The organism is Labilibaculum sp. (assembly GCF_963664555.1).
Lineage (GTDB): Bacteria > Bacteroidota > Bacteroidia > Bacteroidales > Marinifilaceae > Labilibaculum.
In genome coordinates this window covers 4,601,820-4,616,878 of sequence record NZ_OY761461.1, presented here as the reverse complement: position 1 = coordinate 4,616,878, position 15,059 = coordinate 4,601,820, and the positions used below count along the sequence as shown (strand labels likewise).

12 protein-coding genes are annotated in these 15,059 nt (G+C 36.4%); 2 read left to right on the top strand and 10 right to left on the bottom strand.

All coding sequences use genetic code 11. From position 1 onward, the window contains the following. The first annotated feature begins 3 nt into the window (after positions 1-3). Together ACKU4N_RS18405 and ACKU4N_RS18400 are read left to right on the top strand one after the other, a co-directional pair. On the top strand, positions 4-723 hold the full coding sequence (locus tag ACKU4N_RS18405) for an ABC transporter permease subunit (protein ID WP_321318899.1): 720 nt from the start codon (positions 4-6) through the stop codon (positions 721-723). Between the two features lie 10 nt (positions 724-733). After that, the gene (locus ACKU4N_RS18400; RefSeq protein WP_321318898.1) at positions 734-2,248 is read left to right on the top strand and encodes a GldG family protein; all 1,515 of its coding nucleotides are present in this window, start codon (positions 734-736) and stop codon (positions 2,246-2,248) included. A 376-nt stretch (positions 2,249-2,624) separates the two neighbouring features. Here the strand turns inward: ACKU4N_RS18400 and ACKU4N_RS18395 are convergent, their stop codons facing one another. The 10 genes from ACKU4N_RS18395 to ACKU4N_RS18350 all read right to left on the bottom strand — a co-directional run bounded on the left by ACKU4N_RS18395 (position 2,625) and on the right by ACKU4N_RS18350 (position 14,956). Further along, positions 2,625-4,328, bottom strand: a complete 1,704-nt coding sequence (locus tag ACKU4N_RS18395) for a lytic transglycosylase domain-containing protein (protein ID WP_321318896.1) — start codon at positions 4,326-4,328, stop codon at positions 2,625-2,627. A 6-nt stretch (positions 4,329-4,334) separates the two neighbouring features. Further along, a complete protein-coding gene (locus ACKU4N_RS18390) occupies positions 4,335-4,991 on the bottom strand; it encodes a DUF5683 domain-containing protein (protein ID WP_321318895.1) in 657 nt (218 codons plus the stop codon). A 28-nt stretch (positions 4,992-5,019) separates the two neighbouring features. Further along, on the bottom strand, positions 5,020-5,898 hold the full coding sequence (locus ACKU4N_RS18385) for a ParB/RepB/Spo0J family partition protein (RefSeq protein WP_321318894.1): 879 nt from the start codon (positions 5,896-5,898) through the stop codon (positions 5,020-5,022). A 15-nt stretch (positions 5,899-5,913) separates the two neighbouring features. Beyond that, the gene (locus ACKU4N_RS18380; protein WP_101308054.1) at positions 5,914-6,717 is read right to left on the bottom strand and encodes a ParA family protein; all 804 of its coding nucleotides are present in this window, start codon (positions 6,715-6,717) and stop codon (positions 5,914-5,916) included. A gap of 215 nt (positions 6,718-6,932) precedes the next feature. Next, complete coding sequence (locus ACKU4N_RS18375; RefSeq protein ID WP_197092715.1) at positions 6,933-7,934, bottom strand: bifunctional heptose 7-phosphate kinase/heptose 1-phosphate adenyltransferase; 1,002 nt, start codon at positions 7,932-7,934, stop codon at positions 6,933-6,935. A gap of 137 nt (positions 7,935-8,071) precedes the next feature. Further along, positions 8,072-10,546 carry a replication restart helicase PriA gene (priA, locus tag ACKU4N_RS18370; protein WP_321318890.1) on the bottom strand — a complete coding sequence of 825 codons (2,475 nt, stop codon included), beginning with the start codon at positions 10,544-10,546 and terminating at the stop codon, positions 8,072-8,074. Between the two features lie 111 nt (positions 10,547-10,657). Continuing rightward, on the bottom strand, positions 10,658-12,505 hold the full coding sequence (gene pfkA, locus ACKU4N_RS18365) for a 6-phosphofructokinase (RefSeq protein WP_156195625.1): 1,848 nt from the start codon (positions 12,503-12,505) through the stop codon (positions 10,658-10,660). 23 nt (positions 12,506-12,528) lie between these two features. Continuing rightward, entirely contained in the window at positions 12,529-13,221 is a 693-nt protein-coding gene (gene cmk, locus ACKU4N_RS18360; protein WP_124992539.1) for a (d)CMP kinase, read from the bottom strand. Between the two features lie 147 nt (positions 13,222-13,368). Beyond that, positions 13,369-14,394 (bottom strand): type IX secretion system protein PorQ, encoded by a 1,026-nt coding sequence (porQ, locus tag ACKU4N_RS18355; protein WP_321318886.1) that lies wholly within the window; start codon positions 14,392-14,394, stop codon positions 13,369-13,371. Positions 14,395-14,449: 55 nt separating this feature from the next. Continuing rightward, entirely contained in the window at positions 14,450-14,956 is a 507-nt protein-coding gene (locus ACKU4N_RS18350) for a YkgJ family cysteine cluster protein (protein ID WP_321318884.1), read from the bottom strand. Positions 14,957-15,059 lie beyond the last annotated feature (103 nt).

Genomic DNA, 15,059 nt, shown 5'->3' with positions numbered 1-15,059 from the left:
TTTATGAAACAAATTATTCACATTGCCGGCAGAGAGCTAAGCACTTTTTTTGATTCATTAACGGCTTATGTATTAATCGTTATTTTTCTAGGGTTTAGTGGTTTTTTTACATGGATTTACGGGGCTGATGTCTTTTTTGTGGGGCAAGCCAATCTCAATACATTTTTTACAGTGGCCTACTGGAGTTTATTTATTTTTATTCCGGCTCTTACTATGCGTTCAATTGCCGGGGAATTAAAAGCTGGTACCCTTGAGCTTTTGCTTACTAAGCCTGTGAGCGATTGGCAATTAATTTTTGGTAAGTTTTTGTCCACTTTACTGTTAATTGCAATAGCACTGGCTCCAACAGTAATTTATTATTTCACATTGTGGGCAATTGGTCCAGTAGATCATTCTGCAATTTTATTGGGATACGTGGGCTTATTGCTTATGAGTATGGTTTATATTAGTATTGGATTGCTTGCGTCTTGTGTTGCATCAAATCCAATAATTGCATCTTTAACCGCCTTGTCCATAGGAATATTTTTTCACATTATTTTTGATGTGTTGGCTTCTAACTTTGTAGGCTTCCTTGGAAGTTTCTTTAGTTATATGAGTCTTTCAACTCATTTTGAATCAATATCAAGAGGTGTTGTTGATACAAAAGATCTGATTTATTTCTTATCTATTGTGTTTTTCTGCCTTTTTACGTCAAAAATGATTCTATCAAATCGTAATCTGTAAATCCTGATTTATGACTAAAAGAAAAAATATAATATATAGCAGTTTAGTTGTTGCTGGGATTTTAATCATTCTGAATTTTATTTCTTCGGTTTTTTTCTTTCGTGCTGATTTTACCGAGGATAAGAGATATACATTGGATCGTTCAACCAAACGAATTTTAAGAGAGGTAGAGACTCCTATTATAATTACTTTGTATGTTTCTGATAATTTACCTCCGGACGTTAATCGGACTGTACAGGATTTAAAGAATCTTTTAACGGAATATAATAATTACAGTAAGAAGAAAATTGATTTTGAATTTATCAATCCCAATACGAATGAGGAGTTGGAGCAAGAGGCCATCGAGGCAGGCATCAACCCGGTACCTCTAGAAGTTCGGGAAAGGGATCAAATTAAAGTGCAAAGGGTATTTTTGGGAATGTCTATTCAGGTTGGGGATAAGTCGGAAATTATTCCATTAATAAAGCCTGGAATCGTTATGGAGTATACATTGTCGACCTTAATTAAAAGGCTAACCATCAAGGATAAACCTAAAATCGGTTACATTGTTGGACATGGTGAACCTGCACTTGGAAAATTGGAACAGGCAATCACTGAATTGTCTATTTTATACGATGTAAAACAGATTCATTTGTTATCTGAACCTGATCTTTCGGATTACAAGTCTTTGATGTTAATTGGACCTATGGCAACCATTTCGTCAACACAATTATCACGCTTAGATAAATATTTAGCTGAAGGAGGTAACTTATTTATAGCTATTGAACGGGTAAACGGAATGTTGAATGATGGAATTGGTGTTTTGGTGAATACTGGTTTAGAAACATGGTTGCAAAGCAAAGGTTTATATGTTGATGATTCCTTTATTGTTGATAAAAAGTGTGGAACTGTTACGGTTCAGCAACAAGGATATTTTTCCTATCCACAGCAGATTAATTTTCCTTTTTTGCCTGTGATATCAAAATTTGCAAATCATACGATTACCGATGGGATAGAAACGGTTGTACTGCAATTTGCAAGCCCGATTAGTTTTATTGGTGATAGTAAGATGAATTATCAGCCTCTTGCTTTTACATCCGATATTTCGGGGAAATTAAAAGCGCCAATTAGTTTTAATATTGGAAGAATATGGCGGGCTCAGGATTTTCTTTATCCCGATTTAACTGTTGCCGCCACAATTAGTGGTAATATGGGGGGTGAAAAGGAAGCGCGAATTTGTGTTGTAGGTGATGGAGATTTTATTGTGAATGGTATGGGAGCTGGTAAAATTGCTATTCAGAGGGATAATATTAATTTTTTAGCAAATGCGGTAGATTGGCTAAGTGATGATACCGGATTGATGTCGCTGCGAACAAAAGGCGTTTCTTCACGTCCGATAAAAGAAATTACTGATGCCAGAGTTTTCTTTTTGAAATATCTTAATTTCTTACTTCCCCTCGTACTAATAATTGCATATGGTTTGCTCCGTTTTGAAAGAAGACGAAGAAAGCGATCCAAAAGAATGAAACCTGGATTTATAAAGTAAAAAGGATAGTAAGAAGAGTTGTTTTATCCCGGCTTCTGGCAATTCCGGGAAAGAATTTACCAGAAGCTTATTAGCATATCAATAAATCGGGATAAATAAATCAGATCTGGCCTGATTTTATTTATTGATGCCAATTTAATTATATATTCCTTTCCGATCAAAAGTTTTTGATTAATGTATGAATTGTTTGTTGTGATAAAAAGGTTTTTGATCAGTAAAACCAGTGTGTACAACACTTTCAATGAGCTTTATTTAAAAGGAATACAAATAAAAATATTTAGTTTTTGTTAATAAAATGTTTGGTATTGTTAATAAAAAAGCAAAAAAAACGAAGTAATTACTTCGTTTTTTTTATTTACCCTAATAGGATTTAATTTTAGCTTTTGGGTTGAATCTTCAATTTTTGACCCACTTTAAGACTTCCATCATCTGTTATATTATTAATTTTCATGATGTCGGAGTTGGAAATACCCGGAAATTTTTTGGCGATAGTCCAAAAGTTGTCACCTCTTTTAACCGTATAGTAAACGTATGATCCATTACTGGCATTTAGTGGAATTTGTTTTGTGCTTGTTTTGACGGATGTAGTTGTTTTTCCTAATGTAGCTTGTTTTTGGCTGTAACTCATTGTGTTGAAGCTACTATAATAGGATTCTTTTCCTTTAGGAACATACAGCACTAGTTTTTGGCCAACTTTAATTAAGTTTCTTCTTACATTATTCCAATAGCTGAGATCCGAGGTTCTAACATGAAACCAGGAAGCAATAAGTCCGATGGCATCACCCGATTTTACTTTGTAATACACCTTAGCTTTATCCTTGGGAGTAACATGGGCAAACTTTTGGTATCGGTCATTAGGATTTACTACCTTGTCTTTCATGCTAAAATAATACTCCTTTTTATAAGCAAAAATAGAGTCTTGCTTATCGATAAATTTTGTTGTGTACTGCAGAGGTATTTTTAATGCATAACCATCTTTACTTGCAGGAATAATATCTGCTCTGTATTGAGGATTTAATTCCCTTAATTGCTCTTTCGAAATGTTGATAACATTAGCCACCTGATCAAAGTGAAGTTGTTCATTTATGAGCAAAGTGTCGCATGCAACCGGCAAATTAGATGGCTGCGGGAATAACTGATGCTCTTTGTGGTAATTGAAAGTATAAAGAGCAGCTATAAATGCAGGTACATATCCTCTTGTTTCTTTAGGCAAGTGAAAGTAAATATCCCAATAGTTTTTCTTGCCGCCACTTCGTCTGATTGCTTTATTTACATTTCCTGGTCCACAGTTGTAGGCAGCAATTACCAAATGCCAATTGCCGTAAACCCGGTACATATCTTTCAGATATTTTACTGCAGCGTAACTCGCTTTTACAGGATCTCTTCGTTCATCAACAAAAGTATTAATATCGAGCTTGTACATTCTTCCCGTTCCATACATAAATTGCCATAAACCACTTGCCCCGGCTCTGGATAGTGCTTTTGGATTTAAAGCTGATTCAATGATGGGTAAGTATTTTAATTCCTGAGGCAGGCCTTCTTTGTCCAAAATTTCTTCGATAATCGGGAAGTAGTATTCCGACATTCCCATCATCATTTCAACCTGAGATCTTCTTCTTTGCGAATACAGTTCGATGTAGTTTCGTACGATTTTGTTGTAGGATAAATCAATTAAAGAAGGAATTTCTTCCAATCGCTTGATATATACTGAATCCGGAATTTTTTCTGCTTGAGCCGAAATCGTGTCCCGATTGTATGTTCTTGTTTTAAACGTGTTCTTTGCGTACCATGAATATAGCAGACTGTCTAGGTTGTTTGAGAAAGTTGTATTGATACTGTCATTTAGATCCCAACGAACATCAACCGGATTAATTTTCAGAAAATCCAAAGAGTCTTTTTCAGTTTCCTCACTTACATTTTCTGTGACTTTCGATAAAGTGTCAATTTCAGAAAGTGTTACTTGTTCAATTCCTGATGTTGTCTTGACTGTTTGTTCAGAACCTGTCTGTTTGATTGTGTTGCAAGCAAATGCAGTACCCAAAAAAATAAGGGGTAAAATATATTGTTTTTTTTTCATCATTGTTTTTTAAAAGGTAATTTGGCATCTAAAGCCAAGAGAATTGCCCGAAAAAGCAGAATAACTGACCGCAGGTTCTACTTTAATAGTCAAGTCATTGTTCACATTAAAATTGGTGAAATGTGCATCAACGGCTGCATCAACAATGTTTAGTACGTAAACCCCGACCAAAATGATATAGCTAAGATCGCGATCGTGCTTATAAGAGTCTTTACCATTTTGTAAAGTGCTTTTAAACCAAGTATCATAGGATGTTGTTGTTGCATCCCAATCATTTTCCAGAATTTTCTGGTAACTATCCGCAGTAGGTTTTTCGGTCTCTAGTTTATCTTCTGCAGAGAGAATTTTCCAATCGTAAAATTCAGAAAAATCTTTAAAGCCATTTTTGTATTTTTTGTAATTCTTGGTATTCCAGTTAATGGCATAAATGGTTGCACCAATTCCAGCGTATAATATAGGTATCTTCCAATACTTTTTGTTGTAGGCTTGTCCTAAACCCGGAAATACAACAGAGTACATGGTTGCTTTATGCGGAGAATGAACTTTAACAATCGGTTCAACAGATACTGTATCTGCTTCTATCCGCTGAGAGATAGCATTTTTACTTCCTCCAAGCACGATAAGAGAGATCAGCCCAAGGAAAATAATCAGGCGCAAATTATTCAATGTTTATTTTTTAAAAGTTTCAACTAACTTATGATTTCATTTGATCCAATACGGCAAGGATACGTTCTAAATCGTCATCGGATGTAAATGGGATAATGATTTTTCCTTTGCCATTTTTGGTTCGTTTAAGATCAACTTTTGCACTAAAATGATTGGCTAAGTGATCTTTTAAAGATTCATACTCTTTAGGAAGCGCTGTTGCTTTCTCCGGAGTTGGTTTTTCTTCAGTTGTCTGGTTAAAATTACGAACCAATTCTTCAACTTTTCGAACGGAGAAATCGTTTTCAACGGTTACTTGAAAAATTTCAAGTTGAGTTCTTGGATCATCAACATTTACCAATGCGCGGGCATGGCCCATAAGTAGTTTTTTCTCGCGAATTCCTTTTTGGATTTCAGCAGGTAGTCTTAGTAGTCGTAAATAGTTGGATATAGTAGAGCGTTTTTTACCTACACGGTCAGATAAACTCTCTTGTGTTAGTTTGCACTCTTCAATTAATCTTTGGTAACTAATGGCAATTTCAATTGAATCAAGGTCTTCGCGTTGAATATTTTCAACCAAGGCAAGTTCCAGCATTTTATCATCTTCAGCCATTCGAACGTAAGCTGGAATTTTAGTTAGTCCGGCAATTTTTGCTGCCCGATAACGTCTTTCTCCGGCAATAAGCTGGTAAGAGTTATTATGAATTTTCCGAACCGTAATTGGCTGAACAATTCCTAATTCTTTAATGGATTGAGCCAATTCATTCAAAGCTTCCACATCAAATTTGGTTCTTGGCTGATACGGATTTGCTTCAATTTTTGAGATCTCGATTTCGTTACTTAAATCTCTTTCAGGTCTTGCCTGAACATCATCGATATCATTAATAAGTGCTCCTAATCCTCTTCCTAATGCGCTCTTTTTTACCATCTTACTGTTTCAATATTATTCGCTAATGAGTTTTGCTTTGGTGTTTGTTTTTGTCAGGTTATTATTTTTCAATAATTCACGAGCCAAATTTAAGTAATTAACTGCTCCGGCTGATTCGGCATCGTAAAGAATTGCTGGTTTACCGTAACTTGGAGCCTCACCTAGCTTAGTGTTGCGTTGAATGATTGTCTCGAAAACCATATCTTGAAAGTGTTTTTTAACTTCACTTACAACTTGATTTGATAATCGTAAACGGCTATCATACATCGTTAGAAGAAATCCTTCAATTTCCAAATCAGGATTTAAACGGTTCTGAATAATTTTAATTGTATTCAGAAGTTTTCCCAAACCTTCCAATGCAAAATATTCACACTGAACAGGAATGATTATTGAATTAGCTGCTGTAAGCGCATTCACGGTAATTAAACCAAGTGAAGGCGAACAGTCAATTAAAATGAAATCATAATCAGGACTCAATTTTTCAAGAACCTTCAATAAAATTTGCTCACGATTTGCAAGATTCAACATCTCAATTTCAGCACCTACCAAGTCGATGTGCGAAGGAAGAATATCAAATCCTTCAATCTCACTATGTAGAATGGCTTCTTTGGGTTCAATTCCATCAACAATACATTCGTAAATGCTTTTTTCAATGTTTCGAACATCGAAGCCAATGCCTGAGGTCGAATTCGCCTGCGGATCAGCATCAACAATTAAAACCTTATACTCCAAAACAGCAAGACTTGAAGCAAGGTTTATTGCTGTAGTGGTTTTCCCAACCCCTCCTTTTTGGTTTGCCAGAGCAATTATTTTAGCCATAAACAATTCTGATTACAAGGTTTTATATTATAAAAATGAACTTGTTCCAAAGATACTATTTTAAAGCATATTTAAAATTTTGAAGCGATCTAAAATAGTAACAAATGCAAGAGAATTATCAACATATTATAGCCTTGCAAGACTAAAATCATAAGGAAACAGAACTCCCTGGGGATGAACGTTTTTCATAATTGAGAAATAACTTGTACGCTTTTCTAAAGCTTGTCGATTATCTTACTGCTTTCAGCTAAAAGTTGATCCTTGTTAATAGGTACAACAACAGGAATTTCACATACAATTCCTCCTGCAAGGTTCGAGATTGCAGCAATCTGCCTTGCATTCATACCGGTGGCCAAACACAAGGCAGCAACGCTGATTACAGTATCGCCGGCTCCTGAAACATCCGCAATTTGTCTAACCACTGCAGGAATGTGTTCGTAGGTTTTTTCATTGCTGATAAAAACGCCTAACTCTGATAACGTAATAAATAGTTTTTTAATGCCCATCTCATTCTGAAACTTCTTGGCTTCGTCGAACAATCCGTGAATATCTCCTTTTTCAAGCAGAAGATTGGAACCTTCCACAAATTCTTTGAAGTTTGGTTTGAAAAGGCTTACATTTTTATAATCGTTGTAATGACGTTTTTTAGGATCTACCGCAACAGGAATTGCTTTGCTGTTAGCAAGATGAACAATTTCATCAATCAGATTTTTAGTGATTACACCTTTGTCGTAATCTTCAAAAATAATTGCATGAATTTCATGCTTTTCGATTAAGCTTTTGATGTGATCAATAAATTCAGCTTCTATTTCATCCGCCAATTCATGAGTATCTTCTTCATCAACACGAATAAGGTGTTGATTGTTGCTTATGAAGCGCGTTTTTACCGTTGTTCTCCGTTTGTTGCTAACAACTATTCCATATTGCTCTTCTTCAATCTCAGTTAAAAGATTTAAAAATTCTTTGCCTTTTTCATCCTCACCAATTACTGAACAAAGAATAGGGCTTGCACCTAACGATTTGATATTTAGAGCTACATTGGCGGCTCCCCCTAATCTGCTTTCGCGCTTAACGCAAGAAACAATTGGTACCGGGGCTTCCGGCGATATCCGATCTACTTTACCCCAAACGTAGGCGTCGACCATAACATCGCCGATAACCAACACATTTAATTTAGAGAAGGATTCGAATATTTGTTCTAATTCAATTTTATTCACTATTTCCTGGTTTTTGAATTATGTCAGCAAAGATAAACAAATTCGTGTGTTGGCGAATCTTTAGCACATTCCTTATGTATTTTTAACACATTTAGAAAATTCAATTACAAGTCTTAAATGCTTGTAAACGATGTTGTTTACATCGGATCGACGTCGAAATTAATTTGAATGGATTTAAATTGATCCATGCTTTTTAGATGATTTGCATGTTGATTTAAAATCCATTTGGCTTTGGATGGGGAGCTTTTCTTCTCTATTTTTAAAAGGATGTTAACGATGTATAAGTTTTGAATTCGGTTAATAACAGGCGATTGAGGCCCAAATACACGAATGCCAAAAATTTTCCGTAAAGATTTTGCCAAGGTTTCTGACGCCTGATTCACCAGAGTTTGGTTTTTGTGTTTTAAACAGATGTTGATTAAGCGGTAAAAAGGCGGATAAATAAATTCTTTTCTTTCTGCCAATTGGTCGGAGTACATCGAAATATAATCGTTCCCAATTACATTTTTTATGATTGGGTGTTCAGGAGTATAAGTTTGTATCAGAACTTTGCCTCTTTTCTTTTTTCGGCCGGCACGTCCGGAAACCTGAGCCATCATCTGAAAACTCCGTTCGTAGGCACGAAAATCCGGGTAATTCAGCATTGAGTCGGCATTTAGCACACCAACCAAACTCACATTATCAAAATCGAGTCCCTTCGAAACCATTTGTGTACCCACTAAAATATCGAGTTCCTGATTTTCGAATTTGTAAATGAGTTTTTCATAGGCCATTTTTTTGCGGGTGGTATCCAAATCCATTCTTGCAATTCTTGCATCAGGAAAGAAACCTGTTAATTCCTCTTCAATTTTTTCAGTTCCAAAACCTTTGTCTTCAATTTCGGTTGAACTGCAATGTTCACAGCTGGTTGGTGGATGAATACTGTAAGCACAGTAATGGCAAACCAATTGATTGTTGAATTGGTGGTATGTTAAGCTGACCGCACAGTTTGGGCAATGAGGAACCCACCCGCAGCTTTTGCATTCCAGATAGGGCGAATATCCTCTTCTGTTTTGAAATAAAATGATCTGTTCCTTATTTTCCAGGCAAGTTTCCATCATTTGCATCAACTCAGGAGAGAACATGGATTTCATCCGTTTTTTCCGTTTGGCTTCCTTTACATCAGCAATAATTATTTCGGGCATTTCCAGATTCTGGTGACGCTGAAACAATTCTACCAAACCGTATTTGCCCGTTTTGGCATTATAGTAGGTTTCTATTGCGGGGGTAGCAGTGCCCAATAAAGTTTTTGCCTGATGCAAATGAGCCAGATAAATAGAAGCATCGCGTGCGTGGTATCGCGGAGCCGGATCGAATTGTTTGTATGTGTTTTCGTGTTCTTCATCGACAATAATTAATCCTAAATTTTTGAAAGGCAAAAATATTGATGAACGAACACCTAATATTACCTGATAGGCATTATCAGGATTGTTTTGATTGATATTGTTGTAAATTTCTACCCGTTCGGCATCGTTAAATTTCGAATGATAGATTCCTACTTTATTTCCAAATACAGTTCGAAGCCGATTGATGATCTGAGTTGTTAAAGCAATTTCCGGCAACAGGTAAAGTACCTGTTTCCCAAGTTGTAACTGCTCCTGAATCAGATGGATGTATATTTCTGTTTTTCCACTTGAGGTGACTCCGTGGAGCAGTACACAGTTCTTCTCTTCAAAGTTTTCACGGATCTCAGCAATTGCTTTTTCCTGATATTCATTCAATTCTTTAAGTCCTGAAGTTTCTGTTTGAGACAGATCGATTCGATCCATTTTCTCATGGTAAATTTCAAGAATGTTTTTTTCCACCAAACTTTTTAAAATGCTTTTGGAAGTTGCTGTTGACGTTAGAAGTTCGAGGGCTGAAACTTTTAGAGCATTTTCTTCGAAGTAATGTTTGGAAAGATTAAGATAGGATAGGAGTATCTCCTGCTGTTTTTTTGCTCTTTTTAAGTCATTGATCAGATCTCCCATTTCCGATTCGCTAAAATCAGATGCCAATCGAACAAACTCTTTTTTCTTTTCCTTGTAATGGTTAATGATTTGTTCTTCGATGAAAACGGCTCCTTTTTCGAGTAGTGATTTTACTTGAGGAAGCGTATTTTTTAATCCTGTGGCCTGATTTAATGCAGAGATGTTCACGTCTTTTGAATGCTTAAGTACATTCAAAATTTGCGCCTCGGTTTTACTTAGAGTTTCCTGAGTCTGAAAATCTTCGTTTGCAGTTATCTTGGTTTGGCTTTCCAGCTTTAATCCTGAAGGAAGTGCTGCTTTAAAAACATCACCTAAAGCACATTGGTAATATTGTGATATCCAATCCCAAAAATTGAATTGAAAAGAATTGATAATCGGAGATTCATCCAGACAGGTAATAATATCTTTGGTTGAATAATCTTCAGGAGCTGTATTGTGAATGTTTTTCACAATGCCTGTGTAGAATTTTTTACTGCCGAAGGGAACAACTACCCTTTTTCCAATGGCCACATCAGCTTTTAGTTCCTCCGGAATAGAGTAGGTAAAAAGCCGGGCCAATGGAAGTGGCAGTATGATATCTGCGAATTCGGTAGTCTTGTTCATTACTGTGAGTATTTTCCTCAAAGTTATGAGTTCTGGTTAGAATCTCATCATTTGGGCATTAAATCCTGATACGAAAACAGGCATGAACAAAAACCACCGTTCTCAAATCATTTAGATAGAAAGAATATCGTTAAGACTCATCAGTGAATCCTTAACTTTCTTCTTGTTTTTAATGGTTTTGTTGAATGAAACATGTGAAACCTCACCGTTAACAATTCCAACCATGATACTCTTTTGATCATCCAGTAAAGCTTCAACAGCAGCAACGCCCAAAGTAGATGCAGTTACGCGGTCGAAAGCCGATGGAGAACCTCCTCTTTGCATGTGTCCCAAAACAGATACACGAATGTCGTATTCCGGATGTTCTTTCCCAATTTCCTTTGCAATTGTGTAAGCACCACCAGATTTGTCACCTTCGGCAACAATTACAATTCCGCTTGATTTGTGTTCTTTGTACCCTTTTTCAAGATATTTTTGCAATTCCTGAGTGTGGGTTTCTTTTTCAGGAATTAAAATAGCTTCAGCTCCTGTTGCAATTCCACTTCGCAAAGCAATAAAACCAGCATCACGGCCCATTACTTCAATAAAGAACAAACGGTTGTGAGCACTCGCAGTATCGCGGATTTTATCAACAGCATCAATTACTGTGTTGATTGCCGTGTCGTAACCAATCGTGTAATCGGTACCAAACAAATCATTGTCGATAGTACCCGGAATTCCCACTACAGGGATATCAAATTCCTGTGTAAAAATACGGGCTCCTGAAAATGTACCGTCACCACCAATAACCACAAGAGCATCTATTTTATTGGCAATCATTTGCTCATGTGCTTTTTTTCTTCCTTCAACAGTTCTGAATTCTTCACTTCTGGCCGAACGAAGAATAGTTCCGCCTTTTTGAATAATGTTGCTTACATCATGAGATTTCATTTTCTTAAAATCACCATGAATTAAGCCTTCGTATCCTTGCAGTACACCTACAACTTCAATTTTGTTATAGATAGCAGCACGAACAACAGCTCTGATAGCTGCATTCATTCCTGGAGCATCGCCTCCTGAAGTTAAAACTCCAATTTTCTTAATTTTAGACATGCTTAAATCGTTTTTATTTTCAAGTTTTATTTTTTCAATTGTATCATTCATCAGCCAGGTGGGAGTGGATGTTGCTCCGCTTACACCAACCGATTTCGCATTCGCAAACCAGTCCATATTCAGTTCATCGGGGCAAGTGATAAAGTGACTGTTCTGATTTGTTCTTTTACAGACATCGAACAGTAATTTTCCGTTCGAACTTTTTTTTCCGCTCACAAAAATGATCACATCGTGTTTGCCTGCAAAATCCTTAATTAAGGGAACACGATTCGATACCTTTCTGCAAATTGTATCATTAATACTAAGGCTGTTTTTGCATTCCTTTTTCAGATATTCTGAAATTTCAGCAAAGCCTGAAATGGTTTTTGTTGTTTGTGAAAACAGAACAACCGGCAAGCTAAAGTTCACCAATTTTAAATCATCTGTATTTTCAACAACAATTGCCTTGCCTTCGGTTTGACCGACTAAACCATTTACCTCGGCATGACCTTTTTTACCGTATATAATTATTTGACCGTTTGACTTCTTAATCTCCTGATATGCTTTTTTTATCTTTTTTTGCAGTTTTAAAACTACCGGGCACGAAGCATCAATAATTTCTATATTTTGCTTTTTTGCTGTTTCGTAAGAGGTTGGAGGTTCTCCATGTGCTCTAAATAAAACTTTTTTTCCTGACAGTTTTGCAAACTGATCGTGATTGATGGCTTGTAACCCTTGAGCATTAAGACGATCAACTTCGATATTGTTGTGAACGATATCACCAATACAGAAGAGTTGATTGTCCTCTTTCAGTATTTCTTCTGCTTTATTTATGGCATTTACAACACCAAAGCAGAATCCGGCGTTAGGATCAATTTCAATATTCATTTTTTATCCTGTCGGTTGATTACTTACAGCTCATTCATGCGATCAACAATCCAATCCAATTGTTCGTCCGGAGTTAAATGACTGTTGTTAAGTACAATTGCATCATCAGCTTTTCGGAGCGGACTTTCATCGCGGTTTTCATCGATATAATCTCTTTTTGAAACGTTTTCTCTGATTTCGTCCAATGAAATGTTTTCTCCTTTATCTTTTAATTCTTTGTAACGGCGAATGGCTCTTATTTCTACATCGGCTGTCATAAATATTTTTAAATCGGCATTTGGGAAAACCACAGTTCCAATATCCCTGCCGTCCATTATAACTCCACCTTCTTTGCTCAATTCACGTTGAAAAGCCACCATTTTCTCACGAACAAATTTGATTTTAGCAATCAAACTTACGTTGTTCGAAACAGCCATTTGGCGAATCTCATCTTCAACCAATTCAGCATTTAAATAAGTCTCGTGACGCTGTTTTTCAGTGTTGTATTTAAAAGAGATGTTTACTTGATCGATCAAATGAGCCAACTTATTTTCATCTACTTTGTCGCTGGAAATTAAGTTGTTTCTCATTGCAAAAAGAGTAACCACCCGATACATTGCACCACTGTCAATATAAGTGTATTTAATTTTTTTTGCCAAATCCTTGGCAACAGTACTTTTTCCGCACGACGAATGTCCGTCGATTGCTATAATTAGTTTCTTTTCAGGTATATCCATTCTAGTTATTGCTCGGTTTTTTTGTGCAATTGGGTACAAAAGTATAAAGAAAATCGATCAAAATATGAGATTTGGAACTAAAAATAGGAGGTGTGAAAGATTATAGTTTCCTGTAAACGATTGAAATGCGCAATTTGAATTATTTTTTTAGAAATTAAAGTCGCTTAATCGGGTGCTGATTGAGAAATGATTGCTTGCGCCTGCCAAATGATACTTTGCCGAGGCAAAACTCACCTGGAAACGAGATACTTTAACTCCAAATCCCCAGGTGAATCCAACAGTCGAAGTTTTTTCATCAACTTTAAGTTCCATTCTTCGCTGAAAGTTGTACCCCAGCCGAATACTAAAATTCTTCGAGGGTAAAAATTCTGCACCTAAAATGAAGTGTTTCAGGGCTTTGTCGGAGAATCCGTCTTTGCTTGATTTTGAGAAGGAATCGTCCGTTTTATTTAATTCTGATTCGTAAGTCAGATCGAATTCTTCCAGATGGCGGTAGGTGATTGCAAAACGAAACGGAGCGTGCTGTAGTTTGGTGCTCATTCCAATTAATACTTCATTCGGAAGATCTTCACGGTGCGATCCGTAGTAGGCTTTAATTTGATAACCAAAATTCCGCGCCACAATAGAAGCTCTGAATAGTTCATCGGAACTGTCGTAGATCAAGGCCAAATCGGCAGCCAAACCAAAAGAGCTGTATCTTTCTAAGGCAGAATAAATTGGTTTAATTGAAGCTCCCACACGAATATTCTTATTCAATTGCCTGCCATAACTAATAATCAGCGCGTAATCGGAAGCTTTAAAATTGCCGGTTATTTCTCCAAATTCGTTTGCTTCTGTAAATTTTCCATAGTTTACGTAATGCATTGCCAATGAAAAGATGCCGATTTTAGCATAATCTTTAGTGTAGGAAGCATATCCGTAATTGATATCCGTAAGGTAATTTACGTAATTTAATGCCACTTTTTGATCCAAATCGGGATGAAGGGCCGCTGGATTGTAAAAAGAGTAATCTGCATCAACATTGTTCAGTGCAATTTGATCTCCTCCCATGGCGGCAACTCTGGCCGAACTTCCTAAATTCAGGAATTCGTAGATGTTTTCTCCACCACTCTGGCCTTTCAGCGTAAGACTTGCAAGAAGAGAAATGAGGATGAGAATTGCTGTTTTGTTCATGGAATTGATTGCTTAGGCATTCTAAAGATAGAAATCCGAATGAAAAGATTCTTGCTTATAGTTGTTCTTTTTTCTTTTTAAGGCGATCGACTACTTCGTAAACAGCAGGACAGTAATGTGTATTTTTTAATGTGAGATCGAGTATTTGATAAATGCGTTTGCGGTCGGTGTGTGGATATTCGCGGCAGGCACGGGGACGATTTTCATAAACCATACAGTAATTGTCAGGCATCAAAAACGGACAAGGGGTTTCCTTAAACACATAATCGTTTTCATTGTCCATATATAAATATTGATTGATGAATTCTGAAGGTTTCATTCTAAACTGTTTTGCCAGGCGTTCAATGTCCTTATCAATAACAATCGGACTAATGCTCTTGCAGCAATTGGCACATTCCAGGCAATCCAGATCTTCGAATACTTCATCATGAAGTGTGTGAACAATAGAATCCAATTGTTTGGGTTTCTTTTTTTTTAGTCTGGTGAATAATTCTTTGGTGGCAGTTTCGGTAGTTTTTGCATTCTGCCTTAACAACTCTAAATCGATCTTTATTTTGCTCATTACGTAATTCTGTTTTTTGAAAGCTTTAGTTTGACTTGTGAGAAAAATAAGCCACCACTAACAATAGATATCCCAACTCTTTTTTTTGGAAGTTGAGAATTTT

What these genes read in the sequence shown, in the direction of transcription:
- ACKU4N_RS18405 (WP_321318899.1), top strand. Translation starts at nt 4, where the DNA reads ATGAAACAAATTATTCACATTGCCGGCAGAGAGCTAAGCACTTTTTTT.
- ACKU4N_RS18400 (WP_321318898.1), top strand. Translation starts at nt 734, where the DNA reads ATGACTAAAAGAAAAAATATAATATATAGCAGTTTAGTTGTTGCTGGG.
- ACKU4N_RS18395 (WP_321318896.1), bottom strand. Translation starts at nt 4,328, where the DNA reads ATGATGAAAAAAAAACAATATATTTTACCCCTTATTTTTTTGGGTACT.
- ACKU4N_RS18385 (WP_321318894.1), bottom strand. Translation starts at nt 5,898, where the DNA reads ATGGTAAAAAAGAGCGCATTAGGAAGAGGATTAGGAGCACTTATTAAT.
- ACKU4N_RS18380 (WP_101308054.1), bottom strand. Translation starts at nt 6,717, where the DNA reads ATGGCTAAAATAATTGCTCTGGCAAACCAAAAAGGAGGGGTTGGGAAA.
- priA (WP_321318890.1), bottom strand. Translation starts at nt 10,546, where the DNA reads ATGAACAAGACTACCGAATTCGCAGATATCATACTGCCACTTCCATTG.
- pfkA (WP_156195625.1), bottom strand. Translation starts at nt 12,505, where the DNA reads ATGAATATTGAAATTGATCCTAACGCCGGATTCTGCTTTGGTGTTGTA.
- cmk (WP_124992539.1), bottom strand. Translation starts at nt 13,221, where the DNA reads ATGGATATACCTGAAAAGAAACTAATTATAGCAATCGACGGACATTCG.
- porQ (WP_321318886.1), bottom strand. Translation starts at nt 14,394, where the DNA reads ATGAACAAAACAGCAATTCTCATCCTCATTTCTCTTCTTGCAAGTCTT.
- ACKU4N_RS18350 (WP_321318884.1), bottom strand. Translation starts at nt 14,956, where the DNA reads ATGAGCAAAATAAAGATCGATTTAGAGTTGTTAAGGCAGAATGCAAAA.